Raw genomic sequence first — 25,071 nt, forward strand, 5'->3', positions numbered from 1 at the left:
GAGGCTGCCGGGGTGCCTTCCCGCAGCCGCGAGGGAGGGACCCGAACATGACTGACGCCTTGGCCACCGGCCGGGACGGTGCCGTGACCAACTGGGCCGGGAACATCACCTTCTCGGCCCGTGAGCTGCACCGGCCCACCTCCGAGGCCGCCCTGCGGGCCCTGGTCGCGGGCAGCCGCCAGGTCCGGGTGCTGGGCAGCGGCCACTCCTTCAACCGGATCGCCGACGTGGACGGCGACGGCACGGACACCGCCCTGCTCTCGCTCGCCGCCCTGGAGCCGTCCATCGACGTGGACACCACGGCGCGCACGGTGCGTGTGTCGGGCGGGGTGCGGTACGCCGAGCTCGCGCGGCACGTCGCCTCGTACGGGCTCGCGCTGCCCAACATGGCCTCGCTGCCCCACATCTCGGTGGCCGGATCGGTCGCCACCGGGACGCACGGTTCGGGCAACGCCAATCAGTCCCTCGCGGAGGCCGTGCGCGCGGTGGAGCTGGTGACCGCCGACGGGGAGACGTGCGTACTGAGCCGTGGCGACGACGGGTTCGACGGCGCGGTGGTCTCGCTCGGCGCGCTCGGGGTGGTCCTGGCCCTGACCCTCGACCTGGAGCCGGACTACGCGGTGAGCCAGCACGTCTTCGGCGAACTCGCCCTGGTGGACGTCGACTTCGAAGCGGTCTCGTCGGCGGCGTACAGCGTGAGCCTGTTCACCGACTGGCGCGGGCCGCGCTTCGACCAGGTGTGGCTCAAGCAGCGCGGCGATGCCGCCGTCGGCTTCCCCTGGGCGGTACCCGTGGGCGAGGCCCGGCACCCGGTGCCGGGCATGCCCGCCGTCAACTGCACCGAGCAGCTGGGCGTTCCGGGGCCGTGGCACGAGCGACTGCCGCATTTCCGGGCCGAGTTCACGCCGAGCAGCGGGGCGGAGCTCCAGTCGGAGTATCTGCTGCCGCGCGAGCACGCCCTGGCCGCGCTGCACGCTCTGGACGCCCTCAGGGGCGAGGTGGCGCCCGTGCTCCAGGTGTGCGAGGTGCGCACCGTCGCCGCCGACATCCAGTGGCTGAGCCCCGCCCACGGCCGGGACACCGTGGCGTTCCACTTCACGTGGGTGCCGGATGCGGCGGCCGTGCTCCCGGTGGTCGCGCTCGTCGAGGAGTGTCTGGCGCCGTTCGCTCCCCGGCCGCACTGGGGCAAGGTGTTCGCCGCCGACCCCGCCGAGCTGGGCGCCCGCTATCCGCACGCGGCCGATTTCGCGACCCTGGCCCAACGCCTCGACCCGCGAGGGAAGTTCCGCAATGCCTTCGTGCACTCTTTCGTGCGTCCCTTTCTCCGGTGACCCGGCTCCATGACGGCCCACGGCAGGCCACGGCAGCTCTACGGCGGCTCACGGCCACTCCGGGCCATCCTCGGAGTTCCGGCGTAAAATTGTAATAAATCCGGCGATTCGGCCAGCCGTGGCAGAGCGCCTGCCCGCCGCTCCCGGGCCGAAGGATGGGGAGCGAGATGACCGCGCAGACACGTGACCTCGACCCGGTGCGACAGGAGCGGTTCGCGGAGCGGATGGTCGAGGTGCTCAATGACTCCTGCCTGGGATATCTGTGCAGCCTGGGTCACCGAACGAGGCTGTTCGACGTGCTGTCCGGCATGCCGCCGGCCACCAGCGAGCGGATCGCCGAGGCCGCCGGTCTGAATGAGCGCTACGTACGGGAGTGGCTCGGCGGGATGACCGTGGGCGGCGTCGTCGAGTACGCCCCGGAAAACCGCACGTACTGGCTGCCGCCCGAGCATGCCGCCTCCCTCGCCCGGGCCGCCGGGCCCGACAACATGGCCGCCTTCTTGCAGGACCTCGCCCTGTTGGGCAACGTCGAGGATCAGGTCCTCGAGTCGTTCCACAAGGGGGGCGGCGTGCCGTACTCGTCCTATCCGCGCTTCCAGGAGCTCCAGGCCGAGGAGACCGCGCGGGTGTACGACGCCGCCTTGGTGGACGGCATCATCCCGGTGGCACCCGGCCTCTCGGAGCGGCTGCGTGGAGGCATCGACGTGCTGGACGTCGGCACCGGGCAGGGGCATGCGGTGATCGTCCTGGCCCAGGCGTTCCCCGCAAGCCGCTTCCGTGGCGTGGACATGTCCGAGACCGGCATCGCGGCGGCTCGCGACGAGGCCGCGCGGCTGGGCCTTGCAAACGTCCGGTTCGACGTGGCGGACTCGGCCGAATTGACCGGCTCCTACGACCTGATCACCGCCTTCGACGTGATCCATGACCTGGCCCGCCCGGCGCGCACTCTGTCGGCGATCACCGGCGCCCTGCGCGACGACGGGGTGTTCCTGATGGGGGACATCGCGGCATCGAGCAAGCTGGAGGAGAACCTCGGCCATCCGCTGGGCCCCGCCCTTTACACCTTCTCGGTCTTCTACTGCATGACCGTCTCCCTGGGCGAGGGCGGCGCCGGCCTCGGCACGGTGTGGGGCAGGCAGACCGCCCTGCGCATGCTGGCCGAGGCCGGATTCGGCGACGTCGAGGTCCATCAGGTGGAGGGCGACATCCTCAACGTCTACTACGTGGCACGGCGGAGCCACTGATGTCCGCGTCGGCGACGGGGATGCCGAAGTCCGGGGTGCCGTCCGCGTTCCAGCCGAGCTTCTGGATGCGGGTGTGGCGGTTGGGGTCGTGCAGGGGGTCGCCGACGATGTCCTTGTACTGGCGGGCGTGGTAGACGAGGACGTCGGTGCGGCCGTCCTCGGCGACGGTGAAGCAGTTGTGGCCCGGGCCGTACTGCTTGGTCGTGTCGTTGCTGGTGAAGACGGGGGTCGGCGACTTGGACCAGGACGCGGGGTCCATGAGGTCGCTGCGGGCGCCGGCCGTGAGCAGCCCCAGGCAGTAGTTGAAGTCGGTGGCGGAGGCCGAGTAGGAGAGGAAGACGCGGCCGTTGCGCTGGATGACGGAGGGCCCTTCGTTGACCTTGAAGCCGATGCACTCCCAGTCGTACTCGGGTGTGGTCAGGCGTATCTGAGGCCCTGTCAGGGTCCAGGGGTTGGCCATGCGCGAGAGGAAGACACCGGTGTTGTTGTCCATGCCGGGTTCGTACTGCGCCCAGGACAGGTAACGGCTGCCGCGGTGCGTGAAGGTGGTGGCGTCGAGGGAGAAGGTGTCCCAGGCCGTGGTGAGCTGCCCCTTCTCGGTCCAACTCCCCTTGAAGGGGTTGGCGTTGGTGTTCTCCAGGACCCAGATGCGGATCTTCCACACGTCGTCGGCGGGTGCCGCGGCGAAGTAGATGTACCACTTGCCGTTGATGTGGTGGAGTTCCGGCGCCCAGATGTGCGAGGCCATGTCGCCGCTGGTGTGCCGCCGCCAGATGACGGACTCGTCCGCCCGGGTCAGGCCGCGCAGGGTGCGGGAGCGGCGCAGGATGATGCGGTCGTACTCGGGGGAGGTCGCGGTGAAGTAGTAGTGGCCGTCGGTGTGGCGGGTGATGTGCGGGTCGGCGCGCTGCTCGACGAGCGGGTTGCGGTAGGCGGCGGCCCGGGACGCGGCGTGGGCGGGTGCCTGGGCGTGGGCGGGTGCCTGGGAGAGCGCCGTCGGTGCGGCGGCAAGGGCTCCGGCGGCCAGCGTTCCTCGCAACACGGTTCTGCGGCTGGGTACTTCACTGTGGCTCATGCGGCTCCGTAAGGATCAGGCGGCCGGGGTCGACCGGTTCGGGTCTACGGGAGGGACTTCTCCGTGGCGGCGTGCGCCTCGGAGAGCGGTACGGCTGGAGGCGGCGGGGGCGGTGCGCTCAGGGCGCGTCGCAGCAGGGGGACGGCGAGCAGGCCCAGGACCGCGACCGCGAGCAGGAACAGCAGGCCGGTCAGCGCGCTGCCGGTGGAGTCGACGACCGCCGCGATGCCCAGCGGACCGAACCCGCCGCCGAGGTTGCCCACGGCGTTGACCGCCGCGATGCCCGCGGCGGCCGCGGCTCCGGTCAAGAAGCGCGGGATCAGCGCCCAGAAGGCGGGCTGCGCCGCGTATCCGCCGACGGCGGCCGCGCACAGGCCGAGCATCTGCACGACGGGCGAGCCGAAGAGCGCGGTGACGGTGAACCCGGCGACGGTCAGGCCGAGCATCGCCGCCGTCCAGAGATAGGGGGTGTCGCGGCGGGCCACCAGGCGGGGTACGACGACGAGTCCGGCGGCGACACAGACGTACGGAACGGCGGAGACGAAGCCGATCTCGGTGCTCGTCAGGTCGCCGAAGCCGTCGATGATCGTGGGCAGCCAGAAGGACAGGCCGTAGGTGGACAGCGGGAAGGCGAGGAAGAACACGGCGGCGGTCAGGACGCGGCGGTCGCGCAGGACCGCGAGGGCGTGCCGCGGCTGCTCGCCCGCTTCCGCCCGGTCGGCGGCCAGGGCGTCGGTGAGCCACTGGCGTTCATCGGCGTCGAGCCAGCGGGCCTGCCCCGGTCCCGCGGGCAGCCGGGCGAGGACGACCGGGGCGATGAGCACGGCGGGGACGCCGGTGGCCAGGAACACCCACTGCCAGCCGGTCAGGCCCCAGGTCCCGTCGAGGTCCATCAGGACTCCCATGAGCGGGTTGCCGACGATGAACGAGACGGGCGCGGCGAGCATGAACGCGCCGATGGCGCGGCCCCGGTGGCTGCCGGGGAACCAGCGGGAGAGGTAGTAGAGCACGCCGGGGAAGAACCCGGCCTCGGCGGCGCCGAGCGCGAAGCGGGCCAGGTAGAACTGCCAGGTGCTCTGCACGAGGACCGTGGCGATGGTGACCAGGCCCCAGGTCAGCAGGATGCGTGCGATCCAGCGGTGCGCGCCGACGCGGTGCAGCATGAGGTTGCTGGGCACCTCGAAGATCGCGTACGCGGTGAAGAAGAAGACCTGGCCGAGGGTGAACGCCGTGGCGCTGACGCCCAGTTCGGCCTGGAGCTCCAGTTTCGCGAAGCCGACGTTCGAGCGGTCGATGTAGGCGATCACATATAGCAGACCGAGAAACGGCAGCAGCCGCCACGCGGTCTTCTTGAGCACTGTGCGCTCCATGGTGCGAGCGTCCCCTCACGCCGACGTTCGTGATTTCGAACGCCATCTGATACTCCGAACGCCGAAACGGTAAGGGGGTGTTGGGGCAAGGTCAACGGTTGCGACGAGAAACGCCCGGAGGGCCGTTACGCGTCCCCTCCGAGCGCCTCCGAGCACGCCGTGATGTACGCGCTCACCAGCGGGCGGCGGTCCTCGCCCACGCGCCAGGCCAGCGCGAACCGGCTGGGCGCGATGCCGCGGACCGGGCGCGTGACGACGCCGCCGAGCGTGATCAGGGGTGCGTTGCCCGCGGCCACCAGGCAGACGCCGCGGCCGTCCACCAGCGCCTCGTACGTCTCGTCGGTACTGGCGATCTCCGCGCCGATACGGGGCGGGCGGCCCGCGCGAGCGTCCAGGGCGAGCCAGTAGTCCCGCAGCGCGCCCGCGGCCTCGGGCAGGGCGAGGAAGGGTTCGTCGAGGAGATCGGCGAAGTCGACCTCGTCCCGGTCCGCGAGGCGGTGCGTGCCGGGCAGGGCGACATGGCGCGGCTCCTCGGCCACCACCACCCACGCGTAGCGCTCCAGGTCGGGCAGCGGCAGCCAGACGAAGGCCACGTCCGCCGCGCCGTCCGCGAGACCCGCGCTCGGGTCCTGCCAACTCACCTGCCGCAGCCGGATGGTGGCGGACGGATGGGCCTCGCTGAAGCGGGACCGCACCGCGGGCAACAGGCCGCCGCGAGCCGGTCGTGTACTCATGCCCACACAGAGCGTGGCCCGCTCCTCGATCTTCGCCCGCTCCACCGCCTCGACCGCCAACTGCCATCCCGCAAGCACCTGTTGGGCGCGCGGCAGGAGCGCCGCACCCACGGCGGTGAGCCGCACCCCGCGCTGGTCCCGCACGAACAGCTCGGCACCCAGCTGCCGCTCCAGCGCCCGTATCTGCTTGCTCAGCGCGGGCTGCGAGACGAAGAGCCGCTCGGCGGCCCGCGTGAAGTGCAACTCCCGCGCCACCGCGACGAAGTAGCGCAGGTCCCTGCTGTGTACGTCTCTGCCGTGAAGGTCCATAACCATCAGCTATCACGTCAGGTCTTGGACGGGCCAGCGACTTCCGCCCGAGGATGATCCACGTAGCCGGGAACGGGTGAACCGGCCCGCAGGGCAAGAGAGTTCGTGATGACGAAGGTATGGCTCGTGACGGGTGCGACCAGCGGCTTCGGCCGGGCGATCACCGAGGCGGCCGTCGCCGCGGGCGGCGTGGTCGTGGCCACCGCCCGCGACGCGGCCTCCCTGGACGACCTGGTCACCGCCCACCCCGACCAGGTCGAGGCCCTCACCCTGGACGTGACCGACACGGCCGGCATCGAGGCCGCCGTGCGCGACGTCGCCGACCGGCACGGCCGCGTCGACGTACTGGTGAACAACGCGGGCCGCAGCCACGTCGGCGCCCTGGAGGAGGACTCGGACGCCGATTTGCGCGCCCTGTTCGACGTGCACGTCTTCGGCCCGGCGGCGCTGACCCGCGCCGTGCTTCCGCACATGCGGGCGCGGCGCTCGGGGGCGATCGTGCAGATGAGCAGCATGGGCGGGCAGATGTCCTTCGCGGGATTCTCCGCGTACAGCGGCACGAAGTTCGCCCTGGAGGGCATGTCGGAGGCGCTGGCGGCCGAGGTGGCGCCGCTCGGCATCAAGGTCCTGGTCGTGGAGCCCGGCGCGTTCCGCACCAGTCTGTTCGGCAACACCAGCGCCAGCCCCGTCGAGATACCCGACTACGCCGCGACGGCGGGCGCCACCCGCGCGATGGTCGCGGGCGGCGACGGCGAGCAGCCCGGCGACCCGGCGAAGGCCGCCGCCGCGATCATCGCCGCGCTCGACGCCGACGAGACTCCGCTGCGCCTGCCGCTGGGCGAGGACGCCGTGGACGCGGTCGTCGGGCACCTCGACACGGTCCGCGCGGAGATCGCCGCGTGGGAGAAGGTCACGCGGGCGACGGCCTTCGACGCCTGAGACGGCGCCACCGGGCGCCAGCGGGTGTCATGACTGTCGTGGGTGTCAGCGGTCGCGCTTGACCGCCCGCAGCACCACGAACTTGGGGTCGCCGGCGACGACCTTGGCGTTGCCGAAGAGCTTCTGCAGCTTCACGTGGTAGCCGAGGTGGCGGTTGCCGACGACCCACAGCTCGCCGCCGGGGCGCAGCGCGGCGCGTGCGCTGTTGAACATCCGCCAGGCGGTCGCGCCGGAGGTGGCCTGATGGCTGTGGAAGGGCGGGTTGTTCAGGACGAGGTCCACCGACCCCGCGGGTGCGGCCGACAGCGCGTCGCCCGCGATGAACTGCGCCCGCGTGGAGTCGGCGGCGTTCGCCCGGAAGGTGGCCTTTGCCGAGGCGACGGCGGGATACGACTCGTCGATGAAGGTGACCGTGGCCTCGGGGTCGGCGACGGCGGCGGCCGTGCCCAGCACGCCGTTGCCGCAGCCCAGGTCCACGATGTGCGCGGCGCCCGTGCCGGTCGGCAGGTGGCGCAGCAGGAAGCGGGTGCCGATGTCGAGGCGGTCGGCGCAGAACACGCCCGCGTGGTTGACGACGGTCAGCCCGGAGCCCACGCCGGAGTCGGCGTCCAGGACGTAGCTGCGCGGCCAGGGGCTGGGGCCCGCGTCGCGCTGCGGATCGGGCGTGCTGAAGATGAGCCGCGCCTTCTGCCGGGCCAGCGACGTCTTCGTAGGACCGATGATCCGCTCGAACAGGTCGAGCGTCGAGGTGTGGATCTCGGTGACCATGCCGGTGCCGATGACGACCGTGCCCGCGTGCAGGGCGGGTGCCAGGCGGTGCAGCTGGTCCTCCAGGAGCGCGAGGCTCTTGGGTACGCGGACCAGGAGGACGTCGATCCGGCCGGGCGGGGCGTCGCCGGTGGTCGAGAGCGTCACCGCGTCCGGTGCGAACCCGGCGCGTGCCACGTTGGCCCGCGTCGCCTCGCGCGCGAGGAACGAGTCGGTGATCAGCGTCGGCGCGTGCTGGGCGAGCGCGGTGGTCAGCGCGCCCCAGCGGTCGCCGACGACGGCCACGGTGCCGGAGAGGTCGACGGGCTTGGCCGCGTCCCGCGCCTCGCCCGCGGGCTCGCTCTCGCCCGCGAGATGCCGCAGGAGGTAGGCGTCGGCGGCGGACCAGGCGCGCAGCGGGTCGCGTCGGTCCTCGGGAAATCGTGTGAGGTCGTACGCGCCCCATGACGTGCTCAGCTGGTTCATCGTGCCTTCAGGCTATCGGAGTGGCGCGCACACGATCTTCGCGGACGCCTGATCCTGCCGGGGCGGAGCGAGACCGCTGCGCCGAATAGCGGCCCTTGTAGTGCGAAAGCGGCCCGTTCTCCTTACCGTCCTTTCGTGGAGCACCCGCGCATCCCATCCCCGAGGAGCCGTCATGCCGGAGCTGTTCATCGGCGGAACATGGACCACTGCCGCGGACGGGCAGGTACGGGAGATCCGCTGCCCCGCGGACAACACCCTGGTCGCCACCGTCGACGAAGCCGGGCCCAAGGACGCGGCGGCGGCGATCGCCGCCGCGCGTGAGGCCTTCGACCGCGGACCGTGGCCCGCCACCCCGGCGGCCGAGCGCGGCAGGCTGCTGCTGCGCGTGGCCGACCTCCTCGAACGCGACAAGGACGCGCTCGCCCGCGCCGAATCCCTGGACACCGGGAAGCGGCTCGTGGAGAGCGAGTACGACATGGACGACATCGCCAACTGCTTCCGCTACTTCGGCAACCTGACGGCGTCGGGCGGCACCGACCGCATCGTCGACGCGGGCAGCACGGAAGTGGACAGCCGGGTGGTGCACGAGCCGGTCGGGGTCTGCGCGCTGATCACTCCGTGGAACTATCCGCTGCTGCAGACCGCATGGAAGGTCGCCCCGGCGCTCGGCGCGGGCAACACCTTCGTCCTCAAGCCCAGCGAGCTGACCCCGCACACCGCGATCATCCTGATGCGGCTGCTCACCGAGGCCGGGCTGCCTGCCGGGGCCGCCAACCTGATCCTGGGCGCGGGCCCCACCGCGGGCGCCCCGCTGAGCGAGGATCCGCGGGTCGACCTGGTGTCGTTCACCGGCGGTCTCGTCACCGGGCGGCGCATCATGGCCGCCGCGGCCCCCACGGTGAAGAAGGTCGCCCTGGAACTGGGCGGCAAGAATCCGAACATCGTCTTCGCCGACGCCGACTTCGAGGCGGCGGTCGACTACGCCCTGATGGCGATCTTCCTGCACTCGGGCCAGGTCTGTTCGGCCGGGGCGCGCCTGCTCGTCGAGGACTCGCTGCACGACCGGTTCGTCGACGAGGTGGTCGAGCGCGCGCGGCAGATCCGCCTCGGCGGGCCCTTCGACCTCAACGCCCGCACGGGTCCGCTGATCTCCGCCGCGCACCGCGAGAAGGTCGAGGCGTACGTGGCGGCCGGCATCGCCGAGGGCGCGGTGCTGCGCTGCGGCGGCGCGCGCCCCGACGATCCGGCGCTGAAGGACGGCTACTACTACCCGCCGACCGTGCTCGACGAGTGCACCCCGGGCATGTCCGTGGTCACCGACGAGTCCTTCGGCCCGGTGCTCACCGTCGAGCGGTTCCGCGACGAGGAGGAGGCGGTCGCGCTCGCCAACGACACCGTCTACGGACTCGCGGGCGCCGTCTGGTCGCAGGACACCCCCAAGGCGCAGCGCGTGGCGGCCCGGATGCGCGCCGGAACCGTGTGGATCAACGATTTCCATCCCTACGTCCCGCAGGCGGAGTGGGGCGGCATGAAGCAGTCCGGCTTCGGCCGCGAACTGGGGCCCGCGGGTCTGGCCGAGTACCAAGAGCCCAAGCACATCTGGCGCAACCTCGCACCGACCCCGCAGAGGTGGTTCGCATGAGCACGGAAACCGGCCCAGGACCGGACCCCGCCGTCCCGGAGAGGACGCAGGGCCAGCACGACGACGACGCGCTCGGCGAGCTCGGCTACCGCCCGGAACTCAAGCGGACCCTGGGCAACTTCCACACCTTCGCGGCCGGGATCAGCTACATCTCGATCCTGACCGGCACCTTCCAGCTGTTCTACTTCGGCGTCAGCTTCGGCGGCCCCGCCTACTGGTGGTCCTGGCCGATGGTCTTCGCCGGTCAGCTGATGGTGGCCCTGTGCTTCTGCGAGCTGGCCGCCCGCTATCCGGTCGCCGGTTCGGTCTACAACTGGGCCAAGAGTATGGGCGGCCCGCACGTGGGGTGGCTCGGCGGCTGGATGATGATGACGGCCACCATGGTGTCGCTGTCGGCGGTGGCGCTGGCCTACCAGATCACGCTGCCGCAGATCTCCGACTGGTTCCAGTTCGTGGGTGACGGCACCGGCAAGAACGACGCGGCGGCCAACGCGGTGCTCCTGGGCGCCGTGCTCATCGCCTTCTCCACGGCGATCAACGCCTTCGGCGTCCAGCTCATGGCGCGCATCAACTCCGCCGGTGTCTTCATCGAGCTGATCGCCGCCGTCGGCCTGATCGTCTTCCTCGCGGCGCACATCACCCGCGGCCCCAGCAGCGTCCTGACCGAGACGAACGGCACGGGCGCCGGCCAGAGCCTCGGATACTTCGGCGCGTTCCTGACCGCCTCGCTGGCGTCGGCGTACGTGATGTACGGATTCGACACCGCCGCGTCGCTCGGCGAGGAGTCGCACAATCCGGGTAAGAACGCGCCCCGCGCCATCCTGCGCGCGCTCATCGCGTCCTTCTTCATCGGCGGTCTCATCCTGCTCTTCGCGCTGATGTCGGTGCCGGACCTGCAGTCCAAGGAGCTGACGACGGGCGGGCTGCAGTACGTGGTCCTCGACACGCTCGGTTCGACCATCGGCGAGATCTTCCTGTGGTGCGTGGTGGTCGCCATCACCGTCTGCGTCCTTGCCGTGCACGCCGCCAGCATCCGGCTCATGTTCGCCATGGCGCGGGACAACAACCTGCCGGCGGGCACGCACCTGGCCAAGGTGAGCCCCCGCTTCCAGACCCCCGTGGTGCCCGCCGTGCTGATCGGTGTGGTGGGTCTGGTCATCCTGGTGATCAACATCAACCAGCCGCAGATCTTCTCGGTGATCACGAGCATCGCGATCATCATGATCTACGTGGCCTATCTGCTGGTCACCGTGCCCATGCTGATCAAGCGGTTCCGCGGCCAGTGGGAGCCCAAGGAGGGCGCGTTCTCGCTGGGCAGGTTCGGCCTGCCGATCAACATCATCGCGGTGCTCTGGGGCGCGGCCATGTCCCTCAACCTGGCCTGGCCCCGCGCGGAGGTCTACAACGCGACCGGACCGCAGCACTGGTACCTGCGCTGGGGCGCGTTCCTCTTCGTCGGCATCGTCGCGCTCGGCGGCTTCGCCTACTACTGGTTCGTGCAGCGGCACAAGACGGGCGTGCTCGCCGAGCACCGCTTCGAGGCCGCCGACCCCACGCCTCCCCCGCCGCCGGCCGCCCCCTGAACCCCCTCTGATCTGGAGTCGTCATGCCCGCAGAGAGCCCTCAGTCCGAGTTCGACTACGTGGTGGTCGGCGGCGGCACGGCAGGCGCCGTCGTCGCCGCGCGGCTGACCGAGGACCCGGCCGTCAGCGTCTGCGTGCTGGAGGCCGGCCCTTCGGACGTCGGCGACGACAACATCCTCCAACTGACCAAGTGGATGGCCCTGTTGGAGTCGGGATACGACTGGGACTACCCGGTGGAGCCGCAGGAGAACGGCAACAGCTTCATGCGGCACGCCCGCGCCAAGGTGCTCGGCGGCTGCTCCTCGCACAACTCCTGCATCGCCTTCTGGGCACCGGCCGAGGACCTCGACGAGTGGGGCTCCCTGGGCTGTACGGGATGGAGCGCGGCGGACTGCTTCCCGCTCTACCAGCGCCTGGAGACCAACGACGCGCCCGGCGACCACCACGGCCGCTCGGGCCCGGTCAACATCATGAGCGTGCCGCCCAACGACCCGTGCGGATCGGCCCTGTTGGAGGCGTGTGCGGCGGCGGGCATCCCCACCACGCCGTTCAACACCGGCAAGACGGTCACGCGCGGCGCCCACTGGTTCCAGATCAACTCCCGCCCGGACGGCACCCGTTCGTCGGCCTCGGTGTCGTATCTGCACCCGATCCTGGGCAAGCGGCCCAACCTCGAGGTGCGCACCGGCCTACAGGCCAAGCAGCTGCTGTTCGACCAGGCCCGGCGCTGCACGGGCGTGGAGTACCTGGAGCCCGACACCGTGCACAGCGGCAGGGTCGCGGCGCGCCGCGAGGTGATCGTGGCCTGCGGGGCCATCGACTCACCGAAGCTGCTGATGCTCTCGGGCATCGGGCCGGCCGACCACCTGCGCGAATGCGGCGTGGACGTGCGGGTGGACTCCCCCGGAGTGGGCGCCCACCTCCAGGACCACCCCGAGGGCGTGATCATGTGGGAGGCGAAGCAGCCGATGGTGACCGCCTCCACGCAGTGGTGGGAGATCGGCATCTTCGCGGACACCGAACCGGGCCTCGACCGCCCGGACCTGATGTTCCACTACGGCTCGGTGCCCTTCGACATGAACACCTACCGGCGGGGCTATCCCACCACCGACAACGCCTTCTGCCTGACCCCGAACGTCACCCGGGCCCGCTCCATGGGCACGGTGCGGCTGCGCACCCGCGACTTCCGCGACAAGCCGAAGGTCGACCCGCGCTACTTCACGCACGAGCACGACATCCGCGTGATGACGTACGGCCTGCGCCTGGCCCGCGAGATCGCCGCCCAGGCCCCGATGGCCGCCTGGGCGGGCGCGGAACTGGCCCCCGGCCCGGACGCCACGACCGACGACGAGCTCTTCGCCTACATCCGCCAGACCCACAACACCGTCTACCACCCGGCGGGCACGGTCCGCATGGGCGCGACGAGCGACACGGACTCCCCCCTCGACCCCGACCTGCGCGTCAAGGGCGTCACGGGCCTGCGCGTCGCCGACGCGTCGGTGATGCCGTTCCTGCCCGCCGTCAACCCGTGCATCACCACGATGATGATCGGCGAGAAGTGCGCCGACATGATCAAGTCGGGCTGAGCTCTACTCCACGTCGATGCCGTAGTCCTGAACGAGTTCCTCCAGGCCGCCCTTGTAGCCCTTGCCACCGAGGACGAACCCCCAGTCCCCGCTGGACCTCAGGCGGAAGGACCCGAGCACCAGGGCGGTTTCGAGCGGGCGGCCGTCAGAGACCTCAAGCCGCCCCAGCTCGGACATCGCCGGATCGAGCAGCCGGATGCAGGCATCCGTGAAGCCGGAGAGATCCGCGTCCGGGTTGACCTCCGGATCGATGGCCGCCACCAGCACGAACCGGTCGGCCCCAGTGGGCAGGTTGTCGAAGGAGACACAGATCGCGGCCTTGTCCGGCGCCGTGGCGGGAAGGACACGCACTGAGCCGTCAGGGGTCTGTGCGTTGTTGTAGAAGACGAAGTGATCGTCGCTGAGGACGCGATTGCCGTGGCAGACGAGTGCACACACGTCCAGGGCGACGTGTCCGGACCACGACATGCCCAGGACGTTGTAGTCGTCGGGCAGCCGGGTGTTCGGATCCGGCGAAGACGGCTGCGCCGAGTTCTGACGGGCTCCCTCACCCAATCGTCCGCGCAGCCCATGACGATGCAGCAGGTCGACGAGTTCCGAGCCCGAGATGAGCTCCAGCGGCTTGCCGTTGGCGAAGGTGTGCGAGCCAGGGCCGAACCCTGACGTCGTCACCAGAACCCCCTTGTTGGCGCCGGCGCCCTGCGCGGTCCCGTACAGGTCACGCACAGCGGTGGGCGGAACCGTGTTGCGATAGCGCTTCACCTGTACGACGATCTTGCCGCCTCGGATGGGTGTCGGATCCAGCGCGTCGACATCGACACCGCCGTCATTCGAGCGCTGGGTCGTCACCGCCTGCATCCCCATGGCCCGGAAGAGATCGGCCACGAGATGCTCGAATTCCACCGGATCCATGGCGTACAGGTCCGGCTCCTCGTCACCGCCGTGGGCGACCACGCGGTTCCCGACTTCTTGCGGCCGCCGGCTCGGCCGCACCGGTGCGAGTTGGTCCGGCCTGGTCGAGATCTGCCCTCGCAGAGCACCGGACAGACAACTGCCCGCATCCACCTGCGCCAAGTGCAGGTCACGGAACGCAGAGCGAGAGGCCATGACAGTCGCTAGGAAAATATGCCCCGGGCGGCCCGTCGTGGGGTCATGCCCGTCGACGAACCCGTTCAGGGCCACCGACTCCAGCGCTCCCTGCTCGTCTGCGGTGAAGAGCTCGTGCAGGACAAGCAGCATGCACTGCGCGAGAACCTCCCGGTACAGGCTGCGGCGCTGGCTCTCCGACCGAGCCGTCTCCTTGTCCTGATCGGTCCCGAACATGTACCGAACGGACTTGACCTCAGGGACGATGCTGTAGGCGGGCAGCTCCCAATCGAGCACCAGTTGTCGGGCGGCGGGATCGTAGGCTGCCTCTACCTGCCGCGGGAAACCCTCTGGCCACGCCGTCGAGGCGTAGAGGGCCGCGGAGAAGTACTCGACCACGGAATCGGGATCCCGGCGCCTTACCCCTTCGGACACGGCTACGACGCCGGCGTTGTGCGTACGAACCTCAGCCAGCTGAGCATCGGCCCACTGCTGGTACTCACGCTGATACGAGGCCAGTTGCTGTCGGCGGCGCGTCTCCGCTGCCTGGGCAGCCTGCAAGTCCCGCTCGAAACGCGCCCGCGCCTCAGCCTGCGCATGAGCTCGGCGGCTCGCGGTCCAACCACCCTGGGCTTGATACTGCTGGGCGTCAGGCATGGGCACGGCCTGGGCCAACGGTCCTGGGGCGAAGGGCTGGACTTCCTCCGCCCGCATGAGCGAGGACGCCCTGAAAGCAGGGGCCGCGCAGCCCGAAGCAAGAAGGCCCTGTAAGGACGCCACCTCCGCGTCCAGTTCCTCCGTGCGACGCAGCGCCTCGGCCTGCCTGTACTCGCGGTGACTCTGGGCAGCCCGACGCTGGTAGGCCCGCGCTTGCTGAGCCGCTTGCCTGCGCTGCCGGGCCTCGGCTTCCGACTGACGCTGCTGCTGCCGCTGCACCTCGGCCCACATGCCCACAAGACCACTAGAACGACGACTCATTTGCTGCAGGCCCCCCAGGACGTTGGCAGCCGGGAAAGCACTTCGGTTGTCCCCACAACCAAATGTGATGAGAAGACTCTAGCCAGCTACGACCGTCACGCATATCCATTCGTCAAAGGCTGGCCGCATGAGCCAAATCTGCAGGTCAACTGATCGAAGGGCGAAGACTTTCCCGTATGCCGGACCTTCAGGAGCGGTCGAACCAGGAGGGCTGTTCCTCCGCCATGGCCTGCTTGATCCGGAAGAGGCCGAACTCGTGCAGGTCGGGCAGTTGGTCCAGGGCGAACCAGCCCACTTCGAGTGACTCGTCGTCGTTGACGCGGGCCTCGCCGCCGACGGCGCGGCAGCGCAGGGTGATGTCCATGAACTGGCAGGTGTCGCCGTTGGGGTACGTCACCGGTTCCAGGGCCTCGACCAGCACGATGCGCTCGGGCACGCAGTGCACCGCGGTCTCCTCGTACACCTCGCGCACGGCGCAGGCGGCGGGCTGCTCCCCCGGGTCCGGGATGCCGCCGATGACCGACCACTTGCCGTTGTCGGAGCGCCGTCCCAGGAGCACTCTGCCCTCGTCGTCGAAGACGATGGCGGTGACCCCGGGGAGCCACAACAGCTGGTGGCCGGCGTCGGCCCGGATCGTGCGGATGAAGTCAGGAGTAGCCATGCCGTCGACCCTAACGGGCGCGCCTGGCCCGTACGGCGCCCGTCGCCGCCCAGCCCAGGCCGCCGACGGCGATGAGCACGATGAGGCCTTCGGGCAGGGTGCCGGACCGGGTGGCCGGGGTCTGCGAGGAGCGCAGCGGCACCTCCTCGACGAGTGAGTCGGCGGTGAACCACTTCGTCTTCCGGGAGACCCGGCCGTCCGGCATGATGATCGCGCTGACGCCGCTGGTCACCGGGACGGTGACGGTGCGGCTGTGCTCGACGGCACGGATGCGCGACATGGCCAGCTGCTGGTAGGTCATTTCGCTGCGGTCGAACGTAGCGTTGTTGCTGGGCACCGAGATCAGCTGCGCGCCGTGGGTGACGGTGTCGCGCACGGCCCAGTCGAAGGCGGCTTCGTAGCAGGTGGCCAGGCCCACCTTCGTGCCCGCCATGGTGAAGACGCCGGGCTTCGTGCCGCGGCTGAAGTCCTGGCGCACCATGCCGACGTCGCTGCTGAAGAAGCCCACGACGTCGCGCAGCGGGATGTACTCGCCGAAGGGCTGGATCTGCCGCTTGTCGTAGGTGTCCGTGGGGCCCTTCTTCGGGTCCCACAGGATCTGCTCGTTGAAGAGCCTGCCGTCCTTGGACTCGACGACTCCGCCCACCGAGATGGGGGCGCCGACCGCCTTGACCGCGCGCTCGATCGCCTCGCGGGCGTCGGGGTTGGTGAACGGGTCGATGTCGGAGGAGTTCTCCGGCCACAGGACGAAGTCCGGCTGCTTCGCCTTGCCCGCCTTCACCCGGTCCGCGAGCCGCTCGGTCTCGCGCACATGGTGGTCGAGCACGGCGCGGCGCTGGGCGTTGAACTCCAGGCCCGCCTGCGGGACGTTGCCCTGGATGGCCGCGACGGTCGCGGTGCCGTCCTCGGCGTCGTCGCTGACCAGCGGACGCGCGGCGAAGGCGCCGGCGACCGGGACGAGCACGCTGAGCAGGGCCGCTGCCGCGGCGCCCCGGCGTACGGAGCCGGTACCGCGTGCGGCAAGGGCCTGGCGGACGATCTCGTAGAGGCCGAAGCCGCACAGGACCACCGCGAAGCCGAGCACCGGGGTGCCGCCGAGTGCGGCCAGCGGCAGGAAGACGCCGTCCGCCTGCCCGAAGGCGATCTTGCCCCAGGGGAACCCGCTGAACGGCACGCGCGCGCGTGCCGCCTCGCCGGCGATCCAGAGGGCGGCCGCCCAGAGCGGATAGCCGGGCAGCCGGGAGACGGCGGCGATGCCCGCTCCGACGAGGGCGACGAACATCGCCTCGATGGCGGCGAGCGCCAGCCAGGGTACGGGCCCGACCTCCACGCCGGTCCACACCAGCAGCGGCAGCAGGAAGCCGAGGCCGAAGAGGTAGCCGAGCCCGAGGCCCGCCTTCCAGCCGCGGCCGTGCAGGCACCAGGCGAACACCGCGAAGGCCGGCAGGGCCAGCCACCACAAGGTGCGTGGCGGAAAACTGACGTACAGCAGCACTCCGGAGAGTGCCGCCGCGGCGGCCGGGACGAGCGCGCGCAGAAGGCGGGCCGTGCGCGAGACGGGCGCGGGCTGCGGCCCGAGCTGCTCCGACTCGTCTACGGGGGTGGTGGTGGCGGTCACTCGGGGAGTGTACGGCGCGTCACTTGGACACGGACAGGACGGTCGTGCCCGGCCGCTTCGACCGCCGGCCGGTCCCCTGGCAGGTGTTTTCGTCCACGCGATTGACGGATCGTTCCTGCGCAACATGTCCACATCTCACCGTCCCAGCGACTACGGTGTGCCCGAGTCCCTGACCTGCGGCGGATCCAGCCACAGCGTTCGGGGCCCGTCACACAGCGGGGGGCGGCGGGGTGGGGACAGCGGGGATGGCCGCGACGGCGGAGCCACCGGGGGCGTACGAACGGCGCAGCGCGTCCGACGCGACGGGCTGCGCGCTGCTCGGCGTGTGCGCGGCCTGGACCTTGATCAGCGCCGGGGTGCACGGCGGTCAGCCCGAGGGCGTGCTCCTCGCGGTGCTCGCCGTGGCCGCCGGGTACGCGGGCGGGCGGATATCGGGCGCGCTCCTTCCGGTCGCCGCGCCCTGTGCCGGTGCGCTGGCAGGGATCGGCCTCGCGGCGGCGGCCCCGCACCTGTCACCGGGCCCCATGAGCACGGCGCCGCTCGGTCACACGGGCGCCGCGGCCGCGCTGCTGATCCTGGCCTCGGGTGCGGCCTGCTGCGCGGCGTGGGCGGCGCGCGGGCCCGCGACGCGGCTGGTGATGCGGCTGCTCGCGGTGGGCATCGTGGTGGCCGCCGTGGTGCTCGGCTCGATGGCCGGTGTCATCGCGTGCACCGGAATCCTGCTCTGTTCGCTGGCGACCGCGCTGATGCGCCGCCGCGTGCTCGGCCTCGCCGGCCTCGCCCTGGCGACGGCCGTGGTGGCCGGTCTGACCTGGGCTGTCGCCGATGACGTACTCCCGGAGGGGCTGAGCGCCTCCCTGGAGGGCCAGCTCGACGGGCACCGGGTGGAGCTGTGGCACGACGCGCTCGCGCTGGCGGGCCAGGAACCGGCGCTCGGGGTGGGTCCGGGCCGGTTCGCCGACTCCAGTCCCACGGTGACCGAGCATCTGCTGACGGACGGCAGGCCCCATTCGGCGCCGTTGCAGCAGGCGGCCGAGCAGGGTCTGGTGGGCGTGGTCCTGCTCGCGGCGGTGTTCTGCTGGCTGCTGTACGCGCTGTACCGCTCGCCGCGCTCGACCCAGGTCGTCCTGTCGGCGGGCGCGGCCCTGACGGCACTGGCCGCCGTGGCCTCGGTCGGCAACGCGCTGAGCGTCACGGCGGTGACGACGGGCGCGGGCTACCTCGCGGGCATCGCCACGGCGCGACCGCTGGGCGACGAACCGGCGCAGGTCAGGCCGCCGGGCTCCCCGCCACGCCCAGCCGCTCACGGATGATCCGTACGGCTGCTTCGGCGTCGTCGACGGTGACCGTGAACGTGCGGCCGTCGCCCAGGCTGAGCACCAGGCCCTCGCCGCGTCTGACGACGACGGCGGTGCCGATGTCGGGCCGTGAGCGATAGCCCCAGCCGCCCCACTGCCGGGGACAGACGACCTGTGCGAAGTCGGCGCCCACCACGTGGGAGAGAAGGATGCGGCGGCGCGGCAGCCCCATGTGGCCGCAGCGCACTTCCAGGGAGTCCTTGTCGACCTTCACGGCGACGTGGACGAAGGCGAGGGTGCCGAACAGGATCAGCAGACCCGCGGCGATGCACCCCACCACGGACATGGCCAGGGCCGCGATCCCGGACGTCCACATGTTGTCGACGGCCAGTTCGATGCCCAGGGCCAGGCAGAGGGCACCGGCGAGCGCCAGCAGCCACTGCACGCGGTTGGTCGCGCTACCGGTCCAGACTTCCGGCGGGGCGTCGGCTGTGTTGCCCCGCTCGCCGTGAGTGTGGTCCCTCATGGCTCCGAGACTACTCACGTTCCGGTGGGAAGGCACCGCATCGCGGAGCGTTACCGCCAGGGGTGGACGGGCGACGCCGTTCTGTACGCGGGCTTCGCGGGCGCCCGGTCGCGGGCCCTGCATGCCTCCGTACGGGGACGTACGGGGGCTCAGTGCGCGGGGCTGACCGCCGCGAGCAGCCGGCCTTCGGCGTACGTGTGCGCGGCGACCGGCAGCTCGGAGGGCCGCCCGCTCAGGATGACCGTCAGGCCGCCCCGGGTCCCGGTGTCCGGGCCGGGAAGCTCTCCTGTCCTGCGCAGCGCCTGGGCGGCAACCGCTCCGGCGGAGCCGTGCAGGACCAGGGGCGGCAGGCCGGGCTGCTGGAGGGCCGCGCGGATGCGCTCGCCGACCAGCTCGTAATGGGTGCAGCCCAGGACGACGGCCGTTACATCACGCGGGGTCAGGGCCGCGGCGGCGGCGACCGCCTTGTCGATGGCCGCCTCGTCGGCGTGCTGCACGGCGTCCGCGAGGCCTGGGCAGGGCACCTCGGTGACGGCGACACCGCCGGCGAACTCCTCGATGAGGCCGCGCTGGTAGGGGCTTCCGGTGGTGGCGGGGGTGGCCCAGATGGCGATGGGTCCGCCGCCCGCCGCGGCCGGCTTGATCGCCGGTACGGTCCCGATGACGGGCAGATCCGGCTCGAACCGGGCGCGCAGTGCGGGCAGCGCGGACACGGACGAGGTGTTGCAGGCGACGATCAGCGCCTGGGGGTGGTGCGCGGCGGCCGCCTCCGCGATGGCCAGCGAGCGCTGCGTGACGTCCTCGGCGGAGCGCGGTCCCCAGGGCAGTCCGTCGGGGTCCGAGGAGAGGACGAGATCGGCGTCCGGCCGCAGACGGCGTACCGCCACCGCGGCGGGAAGCAGGCCGATACCGGAGTCAATGAGCGCGATCTTCACCCGGTCACCATAGTCGATGGGCCTGCGACGCCCGGTGGCCTGGGGCAGACTTCGTCGGATGAGCGCCGTTGTGTGGACCGCCGCCGCATCGCTTGCCGCCTGGCTGTGGCTGCTGTTGGGCCAGGGCTTCTTCTGGCGCACGGACCTGCGGCTGCCTGCGCGCCGCGAACCGGACACCTGGCCCTCGGTGTGCGTCGTCGTCCCCGCGCGTGACGAGGCCGCCGTACTGCCCGAGAGCCTGCCCTCGCTGCTCGCCCAGGACTATCCGGGGCAGGCCGAGATCTTCCTTGTCGACGACGGGAGTTCGGACGGCACCGGCGCGCTGGCCCGCGCGCTGGCCGACCGGCACGGCGGCCTGCCGCTGACCGTCGGGTCACCGGGTGAGCCGCCGCCGGGCTGGACCGGCAAGCTCTGGGCCGTGCGGCACGGCATCGGCCTGGCACGCGCGCGTGCGCCTCGATATCTCCTCCTGACCGACGCGGACATCGCCCATGAGCCGGACAGCCTGCGGGAGTTGGTCGCGGCGGCGGAGACGGCCGGATTCGACCTCGTCTCGCAGATGGCGCGGCTGCGTGTGGCGAGCATGTGGGAGCGGCTGGTCGTCCCGGCGTTCGTGTACTTCTTCGCGCAGCTGTATCCCTTCCGCTGGATCGCCGAGAAGGGCTCGCGCACGGCCGCCGCCGCGGGCGGCTGTGTCCTGGTGAGCACGGTGGCCGCCGAGCGCGCGGGCATCCCCGACTCCATCCGGCACGCGGTGATCGACGACGTGACGCTGGCCAGGGCGGTGAAGCGCTCGGGCGGCCGGATCTGGCTGGGGCTCGCGGAGCGCGTGGACAGCGTGCGCCCCTACCCCGGGCTCGGCGACCTGTGGCGGATGGTCTCGCGCAGCGCCTATGCCCAGCTGCGGCACAACCCGCTGGTCCTGCTCGGTACGGTCCTGGGGCTCGCCCTGATCTATCTGGTGCCGCCGGTCGCGCTCTTCGCCGGCCTGGCCGCCGGCCGCACGGGGCTCGCCCTGCTCGGTGGGATCGCGTGGCTCGTGATGACGGGGACGTACATCCCGATGCTGCGCTACTACCGGCAGACGCTCTGGCTCGCTCCCCTGCTGCCGTTCACCGCGTTCCTCTACCTCCTGATGACGGTGGATTCGGCGGTGCAGCACTACCGGGGGCGCGGAGCCGCGTGGAAGGGGCGGACCTACGCCCGCCCCGATCCCACTCCCGACCGGCACTGATCACCGGCGAAGGCGGCTACTTCCTGCCGGGCGTCCAGTTCATGCCCCAGCCGTACGCGTAGTCGATGGTGCGCTGCGGGCTCACGCCGCGCTCGGGCACCAGGTAGCGGGCCTCGCGCTGGACGAAGAGGTCGCCGTTGTTGTTCGTGAGCAGCGCGAGCGCGCACACGGTCGAGGGCACCGTGCACTCGTCGAGCGAGAAGTCGATGGAGGCGCCGTGCTGCGGCTGCAGGGTCACGGTGGCGTTCAGGTCGGCGAAGCTGCGCGCGCCTTCGTAGATCGTCACGAAGATGACGATGCGCTTGAAGTCCTTGATGTGGTTGAGGTTGACCGTGAGGTTCTCGCCGCTGGCCACGGCGCCGGTGCGGTCGTCGCCGTCGAGCAGCAGGTACGGCGGCTGGTCCAGCGCTCCGAAGGCGTTGCCGAGCGCCTGGACGACGCCCTTGCGGCCGTCGGCCAGTTCGTAGAGGGCGCACAGGTCCAGGTCGAGGTCCGCGTGCATCGCCACGGCCCGGCCGAGCTTGCTGGCCCAGCCCTTGAACTGCTTGCGCACCTCCCAGTTGAGGTTCACGCGCATTGCGCCCGATGTGCCGCCCTGCTTCTTCAGCGAGACGGACGGCGCGTCCTTGGTGAGCGTGACCTTGGTCAGGCGCACGGGCTGGGCGGCGGCGGGCGCGGCTGCGGGCACCTGGGCGGGCGGCGGCGGGGCCTGGACGGGGGCCGCGGGGGTCACCGGGGCCGCGGGAGGCCGCACGGCGGCCGGGGCGGGCTGCGGCGCCTGCTGCGGCTCGTCCACCGAGATCCCGTAGTCCGTGGCCAGGCCCTCGAGTCCGCTGCTGTAGCCCTGCCCGACGGCGCGGAACTTCCAGGCGCCCTGGCGGCGGTAGAGCTCGCCGAGGACGAACGCCGTCTCCACGGTCGCGTCCTCGCTGTCGTAGCGGGCGATCTCGGCACCGCTGGCCGCGTCGACGACGCGGATGAACAGACCGGGGATCTGTCCGAAAGTGCCGCCGTCGGTCGATGCGGCGAGCACCACGGTCTCGATGGCGGGCTCCACGCGCGCGAAGTCCACCACGAGCGCGTCGATCACCCGCCCGCCCTCGGTCTTCTTGCCCTCGTGGCGCACTCCGCCCGAGGAGTGGACCGCCTGGTTGTAGAAGACGAAGTCGTCGTCCGAGCGGACCTTCCCGGAAGCGGCGAGCAGCAGCGCCGACGCGTCGGCGTCCGGTGCCCCGGTTCCTGAAGTCCACCCCAACTCGACGCGCACGGCAGGTGCCGGCACAGGAACATTCGATCCCTTAGGCATTGTCATGTCCGCCCCCATCGCAAGTCACATCGTACGTCGCCACGTCCGGCCAGGCCGCCGTCCCGTTCATGACCAACCTATTACCCGGACCCCGGGCAGGCCCATGTCCACCGCCGACACCCTGTCGCACGGCCTTCCCGTCAACCGTGCGTCAACCGCCGGTAACCCGTACGGAGCTTGGCTTTTACACGATCCCTACGCCCGAGTGCGACCGATTTTTCCTAAGTTCGCTCGCATTGGGGATGCGGAGTCACTACCGACACGTAAAACAACCCTCTTATCGGTCTCCCCAACCAGCACATCAAGGGCTTAACTTATGTGTCATGACCTCCCCCCGCTCCACCTATGGCGGCGGTTACTATTCCGCGCCGTCCTTCCCGGACACTCCGATCTACGACTCCCTTGTCGCCGAGCGGGGTACTCCTCAGATCGCCCCGATCCGGGTCCCCTCCGCGTACGACACGGGCAGTCACCTGCCCGCGCTCCCGGTAGCAGCCCTGCCCGCTCTGCCGGCGGCCCCGTCCCACCACAACCCCGCGTACGGCTACACCCAGCAGCCCGCGCCGCTGCAACAGGCGCCCGCGCCGTACATCCCGCAGCAGCCTTCGGCGCCGCGCGGATACCCGGGCCCGCAGCAACAGCAACAGCGTCCCCCGGCCGGAACGGGCTACGAGGCCATGCGCCCCGCGGCACCCCGCCCCGCCCCGGCGACGTACGAGGACCCGTACAACCGCCCCTACCGCGGCTACTGATTCGCCCGCATGCGCCCCTGTCAGTGGCTGCTGGCAGGATGACCGCATGCCGAATCCAGCGCTGCACTCGATCCACTACTACCCGCTCAAGGCGGTCGGGGGACACGCTCCGCGTGAGGCCGTCGTCGAGCCCTGGGGACTCGCGGGTGACCGGCGGTGGATGCTGGTGGACAGCGATGGACGGATCATCACGCAACGGCCGCATCCGAGGCTGGCGTTGGCCGCCGCCGAGCTCCTGCCCGGCGGCGGCATACGCACGTCCGCGCCCGGCCGGGAGCCGCTGACGGTCGCCGTGCCGCCCTCCGGCGAGACCGTCACGGTGGAGATCTGGAAGGACAAGGTCGAGGCGGTGCCCGCCGACGCGGCGGCGCACGCCTGGTTCAGCGCCTACCTGGAGACCGACGTCCGGCTCGTCCACCTCGACGACCCCGCGACCCGGCGCCCCATCGACCCCGCGTACGCCGAGGACGGCGAGACCGTCTCCTTCGCCGACGGCTATCCGCTGCTGCTGACCACGCTCTCCTCCCTGGACGCCCTGAACTCGCTCATCGCGCAGGGCGACCACTCCGACGAGGGGCCGCTGCCCATGAACCGTTTCCGGCCGAATGTGGTCGTGGACGGCACCGCGCCCTGGGCCGAGGACGAATGGTCGCGCGTCGCGATCGGCGACGTCACCTTCCGGGTCGCCAAGAAGTGCGGCCGCTGCGTCGTGACCACCACCGACCAGCGCAGCGCGGAGCGCGGCAAGGAGCCGCTGCGCACGCTCGCCAGGCACCGCCGCTTCGGCGACCAGCTGGTCTTCGGCCAGAATCTGGTGCCGGAGTCGACCGGTTCGGTGCGGATCGGCGACCCGTTCACCGTCCTCGATTGAAGGTCTTCGGGGTGGGGAACTCGAAGGCGGGGCACGGTCGTTGAGCGTGGACGAGAAGGGTGATTTCCCTCTCTCTTCTTCCCGTCGACGCGTGGGCCGTGCCGTTCGTGGTTAAGACGGACGCGGAAGGGGGTGCAGGACTGTGCGAGCACTCGTCGGGCTCTGGCGCTGGCGGCACAATCCGCTGCGCCGCAAGACCGACCTCGTCGAGGCCTGGGTGGCCTGCGCGGCCGTGCTGCTCATCGCCGTCGCCGCCCCGCTGGCCGGTTTCGCTGTCGGCAATCTCTCGCGGGACGCCTTGTTGCAGTCGGTGCGGGAGCAGCGCGAGGTGCGGCACGAAGTGACCGGCACGGTGGTCAAGAAGGTCTCCAGGCCCCCCGTCGACCCCGATCCCGAGACGGCGTCCGCTCGCGACCGGCACAGCCGCGTGCTCGCCGAATGGACGGCGCCCGACGGCACGGCGCACTCCGGCACGGTCCTCGCCGACCTCCGCTCCCCCGACCCGGGCGACCGCTTCCGGCTCTGGACCGATGTGCGGGGCCAGGTGGTCGGCCGCCCGCTGGACGGCGCGACCGCGAGCACGCATGCGGCGCTCGCCGGATTCGGCGCCGCGGCGGCGGTCGCCGGACTGGTCGAGGGGGCCAGGCGGCTCGTCGTCTGGCGCATCGTCCAGCGGCGCTACGACCGCTGGGACCAGGCCTGGGACAAGGCCGGACCGGACTGGGGACGCACCGGCACCGGCTCCTGAGGGAGCAATGCC

Annotated in this window: 21 protein-coding genes; 11 read left to right on the forward strand and 10 right to left on the reverse strand. The window is 71.1% G+C overall.

The features are described from left to right. The first annotated feature begins 47 nt into the window (after window positions 1–47). Window positions 48–1,331, forward strand: a complete 1,284-nt coding sequence (locus ACIGXX_RS34005; protein ID WP_351157650.1) for an FAD-binding protein — start codon at window positions 48–50, stop codon at window positions 1,329–1,331. A 167-nt stretch (window positions 1,332–1,498) separates the two neighbouring features. Beyond that, complete coding sequence (locus ACIGXX_RS34010; protein ID WP_399981503.1) at window positions 1,499–2,575, forward strand: class I SAM-dependent methyltransferase; 1,077 nt, start codon at window positions 1,499–1,501, stop codon at window positions 2,573–2,575. Here ACIGXX_RS34010 and ACIGXX_RS34015 read toward each other — a convergent pair. The 3 genes from ACIGXX_RS34015 to ACIGXX_RS34025 all read right to left on the reverse strand — a co-directional run bounded on the left by ACIGXX_RS34015 (window position 2,541) and on the right by ACIGXX_RS34025 (window position 6,063). After that, the gene (locus tag ACIGXX_RS34015) at window positions 2,541–3,650 is read right to left on the reverse strand and encodes a family 43 glycosylhydrolase (RefSeq protein ID WP_399981506.1); all 1,110 of its coding nucleotides are present in this window, start codon (window positions 3,648–3,650) and stop codon (window positions 2,541–2,543) included. The two genes, ACIGXX_RS34010 and ACIGXX_RS34015, sit on opposite strands and share 35 nt — an antisense overlap. A 44-nt stretch (window positions 3,651–3,694) precedes the next feature. Beyond that, window positions 3,695–5,020 (reverse strand): MFS transporter, encoded by a 1,326-nt coding sequence (locus tag ACIGXX_RS34020; RefSeq protein ID WP_399981509.1) that lies wholly within the window; start codon window positions 5,018–5,020, stop codon window positions 3,695–3,697. A 125-nt stretch (window positions 5,021–5,145) separates the two neighbouring features. Then, the gene (locus tag ACIGXX_RS34025) at window positions 5,146–6,063 is read right to left on the reverse strand and encodes a LysR family transcriptional regulator (protein WP_399981513.1); all 918 of its coding nucleotides are present in this window, start codon (window positions 6,061–6,063) and stop codon (window positions 5,146–5,148) included. A 108-nt stretch (window positions 6,064–6,171) separates the two neighbouring features. Between ACIGXX_RS34025 and ACIGXX_RS34030 the strand changes: the two genes are divergently transcribed. Continuing rightward, window positions 6,172–7,002 carry an oxidoreductase gene (locus ACIGXX_RS34030; protein WP_351157660.1) on the forward strand — a complete coding sequence of 277 codons (831 nt, stop codon included), beginning with the start codon at window positions 6,172–6,174 and terminating at the stop codon, window positions 7,000–7,002. Between the two features lie 45 nt (window positions 7,003–7,047). On the opposite strand, the gene ACIGXX_RS34035 is transcribed toward ACIGXX_RS34030, so the two are convergent. Then, window positions 7,048–8,235: a methyltransferase gene (locus ACIGXX_RS34035; protein ID WP_383826116.1), complete on the reverse strand. Its 1,188-nt coding sequence runs from the start codon at window positions 8,233–8,235 to the stop codon at window positions 7,048–7,050. 172 nt (window positions 8,236–8,407) lie between these two features. Between ACIGXX_RS34035 and ACIGXX_RS34040 the strand changes: the two genes are divergently transcribed. The 3 genes from ACIGXX_RS34040 to ACIGXX_RS34050 are packed head-to-tail and all read left to right on the forward strand — an operon-like array spanning window position 8,408 to window position 13,046. Continuing rightward, window positions 8,408–9,877 (forward strand): aldehyde dehydrogenase family protein, encoded by a 1,470-nt coding sequence (locus ACIGXX_RS34040; RefSeq protein ID WP_351157664.1) that lies wholly within the window; start codon window positions 8,408–8,410, stop codon window positions 9,875–9,877. Beyond that, window positions 9,874–11,460: an APC family permease gene (locus ACIGXX_RS34045; RefSeq protein ID WP_399981519.1), complete on the forward strand. Its 1,587-nt coding sequence runs from the start codon at window positions 9,874–9,876 to the stop codon at window positions 11,458–11,460. Before ACIGXX_RS34040 ends, ACIGXX_RS34045 begins: the two co-directional genes overlap by 4 nt. A 23-nt stretch (window positions 11,461–11,483) precedes the next feature. Further along, on the forward strand, window positions 11,484–13,046 hold the full coding sequence (locus ACIGXX_RS34050; protein WP_366463295.1) for a GMC family oxidoreductase N-terminal domain-containing protein: 1,563 nt from the start codon (window positions 11,484–11,486) through the stop codon (window positions 13,044–13,046). A 3-nt stretch (window positions 13,047–13,049) separates the two neighbouring features. Here ACIGXX_RS34050 and ACIGXX_RS34055 read toward each other — a convergent pair whose 3' ends face one another. The 3 genes from ACIGXX_RS34055 to lnt form a co-directional block, all read right to left on the reverse strand. Beyond that, window positions 13,050–15,110 carry a restriction endonuclease gene (locus tag ACIGXX_RS34055; protein WP_383826124.1) on the reverse strand — a complete coding sequence of 687 codons (2,061 nt, stop codon included), beginning with the start codon at window positions 15,108–15,110 and terminating at the stop codon, window positions 13,050–13,052. A gap of 187 nt (window positions 15,111–15,297) precedes the next feature. After that, a complete protein-coding gene (locus ACIGXX_RS34060; protein WP_351157672.1) occupies window positions 15,298–15,771 on the reverse strand; it encodes an NUDIX domain-containing protein in 474 nt (157 codons plus the stop codon). Window positions 15,772–15,781: 10 nt separating this feature from the next. Then, window positions 15,782–17,389 carry an apolipoprotein N-acyltransferase gene (gene lnt, locus ACIGXX_RS34065; protein ID WP_399981525.1) on the reverse strand — a complete coding sequence of 536 codons (1,608 nt, stop codon included), beginning with the start codon at window positions 17,387–17,389 and terminating at the stop codon, window positions 15,782–15,784. Window positions 17,390–17,634: 245 nt separating this feature from the next. Here lnt and ACIGXX_RS34070 point away from each other — a divergent pair, with 245 nt between their 5' ends. Further along, complete coding sequence (locus ACIGXX_RS34070) at window positions 17,635–18,702, forward strand: O-antigen ligase family protein (protein WP_366463297.1); 1,068 nt, start codon at window positions 17,635–17,637, stop codon at window positions 18,700–18,702. On the opposite strand, the gene ACIGXX_RS34075 is transcribed toward ACIGXX_RS34070, so the two are convergent. Together ACIGXX_RS34075 and ACIGXX_RS34080 are read right to left on the reverse strand one after the other, a co-directional pair. Beyond that, on the reverse strand, window positions 18,659–19,213 hold the full coding sequence (locus tag ACIGXX_RS34075; protein WP_351157679.1) for a hypothetical protein: 555 nt from the start codon (window positions 19,211–19,213) through the stop codon (window positions 18,659–18,661). The genes ACIGXX_RS34070 and ACIGXX_RS34075 overlap by 44 nt on opposite strands. A gap of 149 nt (window positions 19,214–19,362) precedes the next feature. Next, complete coding sequence (locus ACIGXX_RS34080) at window positions 19,363–20,148, reverse strand: aspartate/glutamate racemase family protein (protein ID WP_351157682.1); 786 nt, start codon at window positions 20,146–20,148, stop codon at window positions 19,363–19,365. A gap of 58 nt (window positions 20,149–20,206) precedes the next feature. Here ACIGXX_RS34080 and ACIGXX_RS34085 point away from each other — a divergent pair, with 58 nt between their 5' ends. Next, entirely contained in the window at window positions 20,207–21,382 is a 1,176-nt protein-coding gene (locus ACIGXX_RS34085; RefSeq protein WP_351157685.1) for a glycosyltransferase, read from the forward strand. Between the two features lie 16 nt (window positions 21,383–21,398). Here ACIGXX_RS34085 and ACIGXX_RS34090 read toward each other — a convergent pair whose 3' ends face one another. Then, a complete protein-coding gene (locus tag ACIGXX_RS34090) occupies window positions 21,399–22,706 on the reverse strand; it encodes a TerD family protein (RefSeq protein WP_366463299.1) in 1,308 nt (435 codons plus the stop codon). A gap of 305 nt (window positions 22,707–23,011) precedes the next feature. Here ACIGXX_RS34090 and ACIGXX_RS34095 point away from each other — a divergent pair, with 305 nt between their 5' ends. From ACIGXX_RS34095 to ACIGXX_RS34105, 3 genes are all read left to right on the forward strand, one after another. After that, a complete protein-coding gene (locus ACIGXX_RS34095) occupies window positions 23,012–23,440 on the forward strand; it encodes a DUF6643 family protein (RefSeq protein ID WP_351157691.1) in 429 nt (142 codons plus the stop codon). A 46-nt stretch (window positions 23,441–23,486) separates the two neighbouring features. Continuing rightward, window positions 23,487–24,311: an MOSC domain-containing protein gene (locus ACIGXX_RS34100; RefSeq protein WP_399981531.1), complete on the forward strand. Its 825-nt coding sequence runs from the start codon at window positions 23,487–23,489 to the stop codon at window positions 24,309–24,311. Window positions 24,312–24,453: 142 nt separating this feature from the next. After that, complete coding sequence (locus ACIGXX_RS34105) at window positions 24,454–25,059, forward strand: hypothetical protein (RefSeq protein ID WP_399981534.1); 606 nt, start codon at window positions 24,454–24,456, stop codon at window positions 25,057–25,059. Window positions 25,060–25,071: the final 12 nt, after the last annotated feature.

It is taken from the genome of Streptomyces sp. NPDC055243 (assembly GCF_044544025.1).
GTDB lineage: Bacteria > Actinomycetota > Actinomycetes > Streptomycetales > Streptomycetaceae > Streptomyces.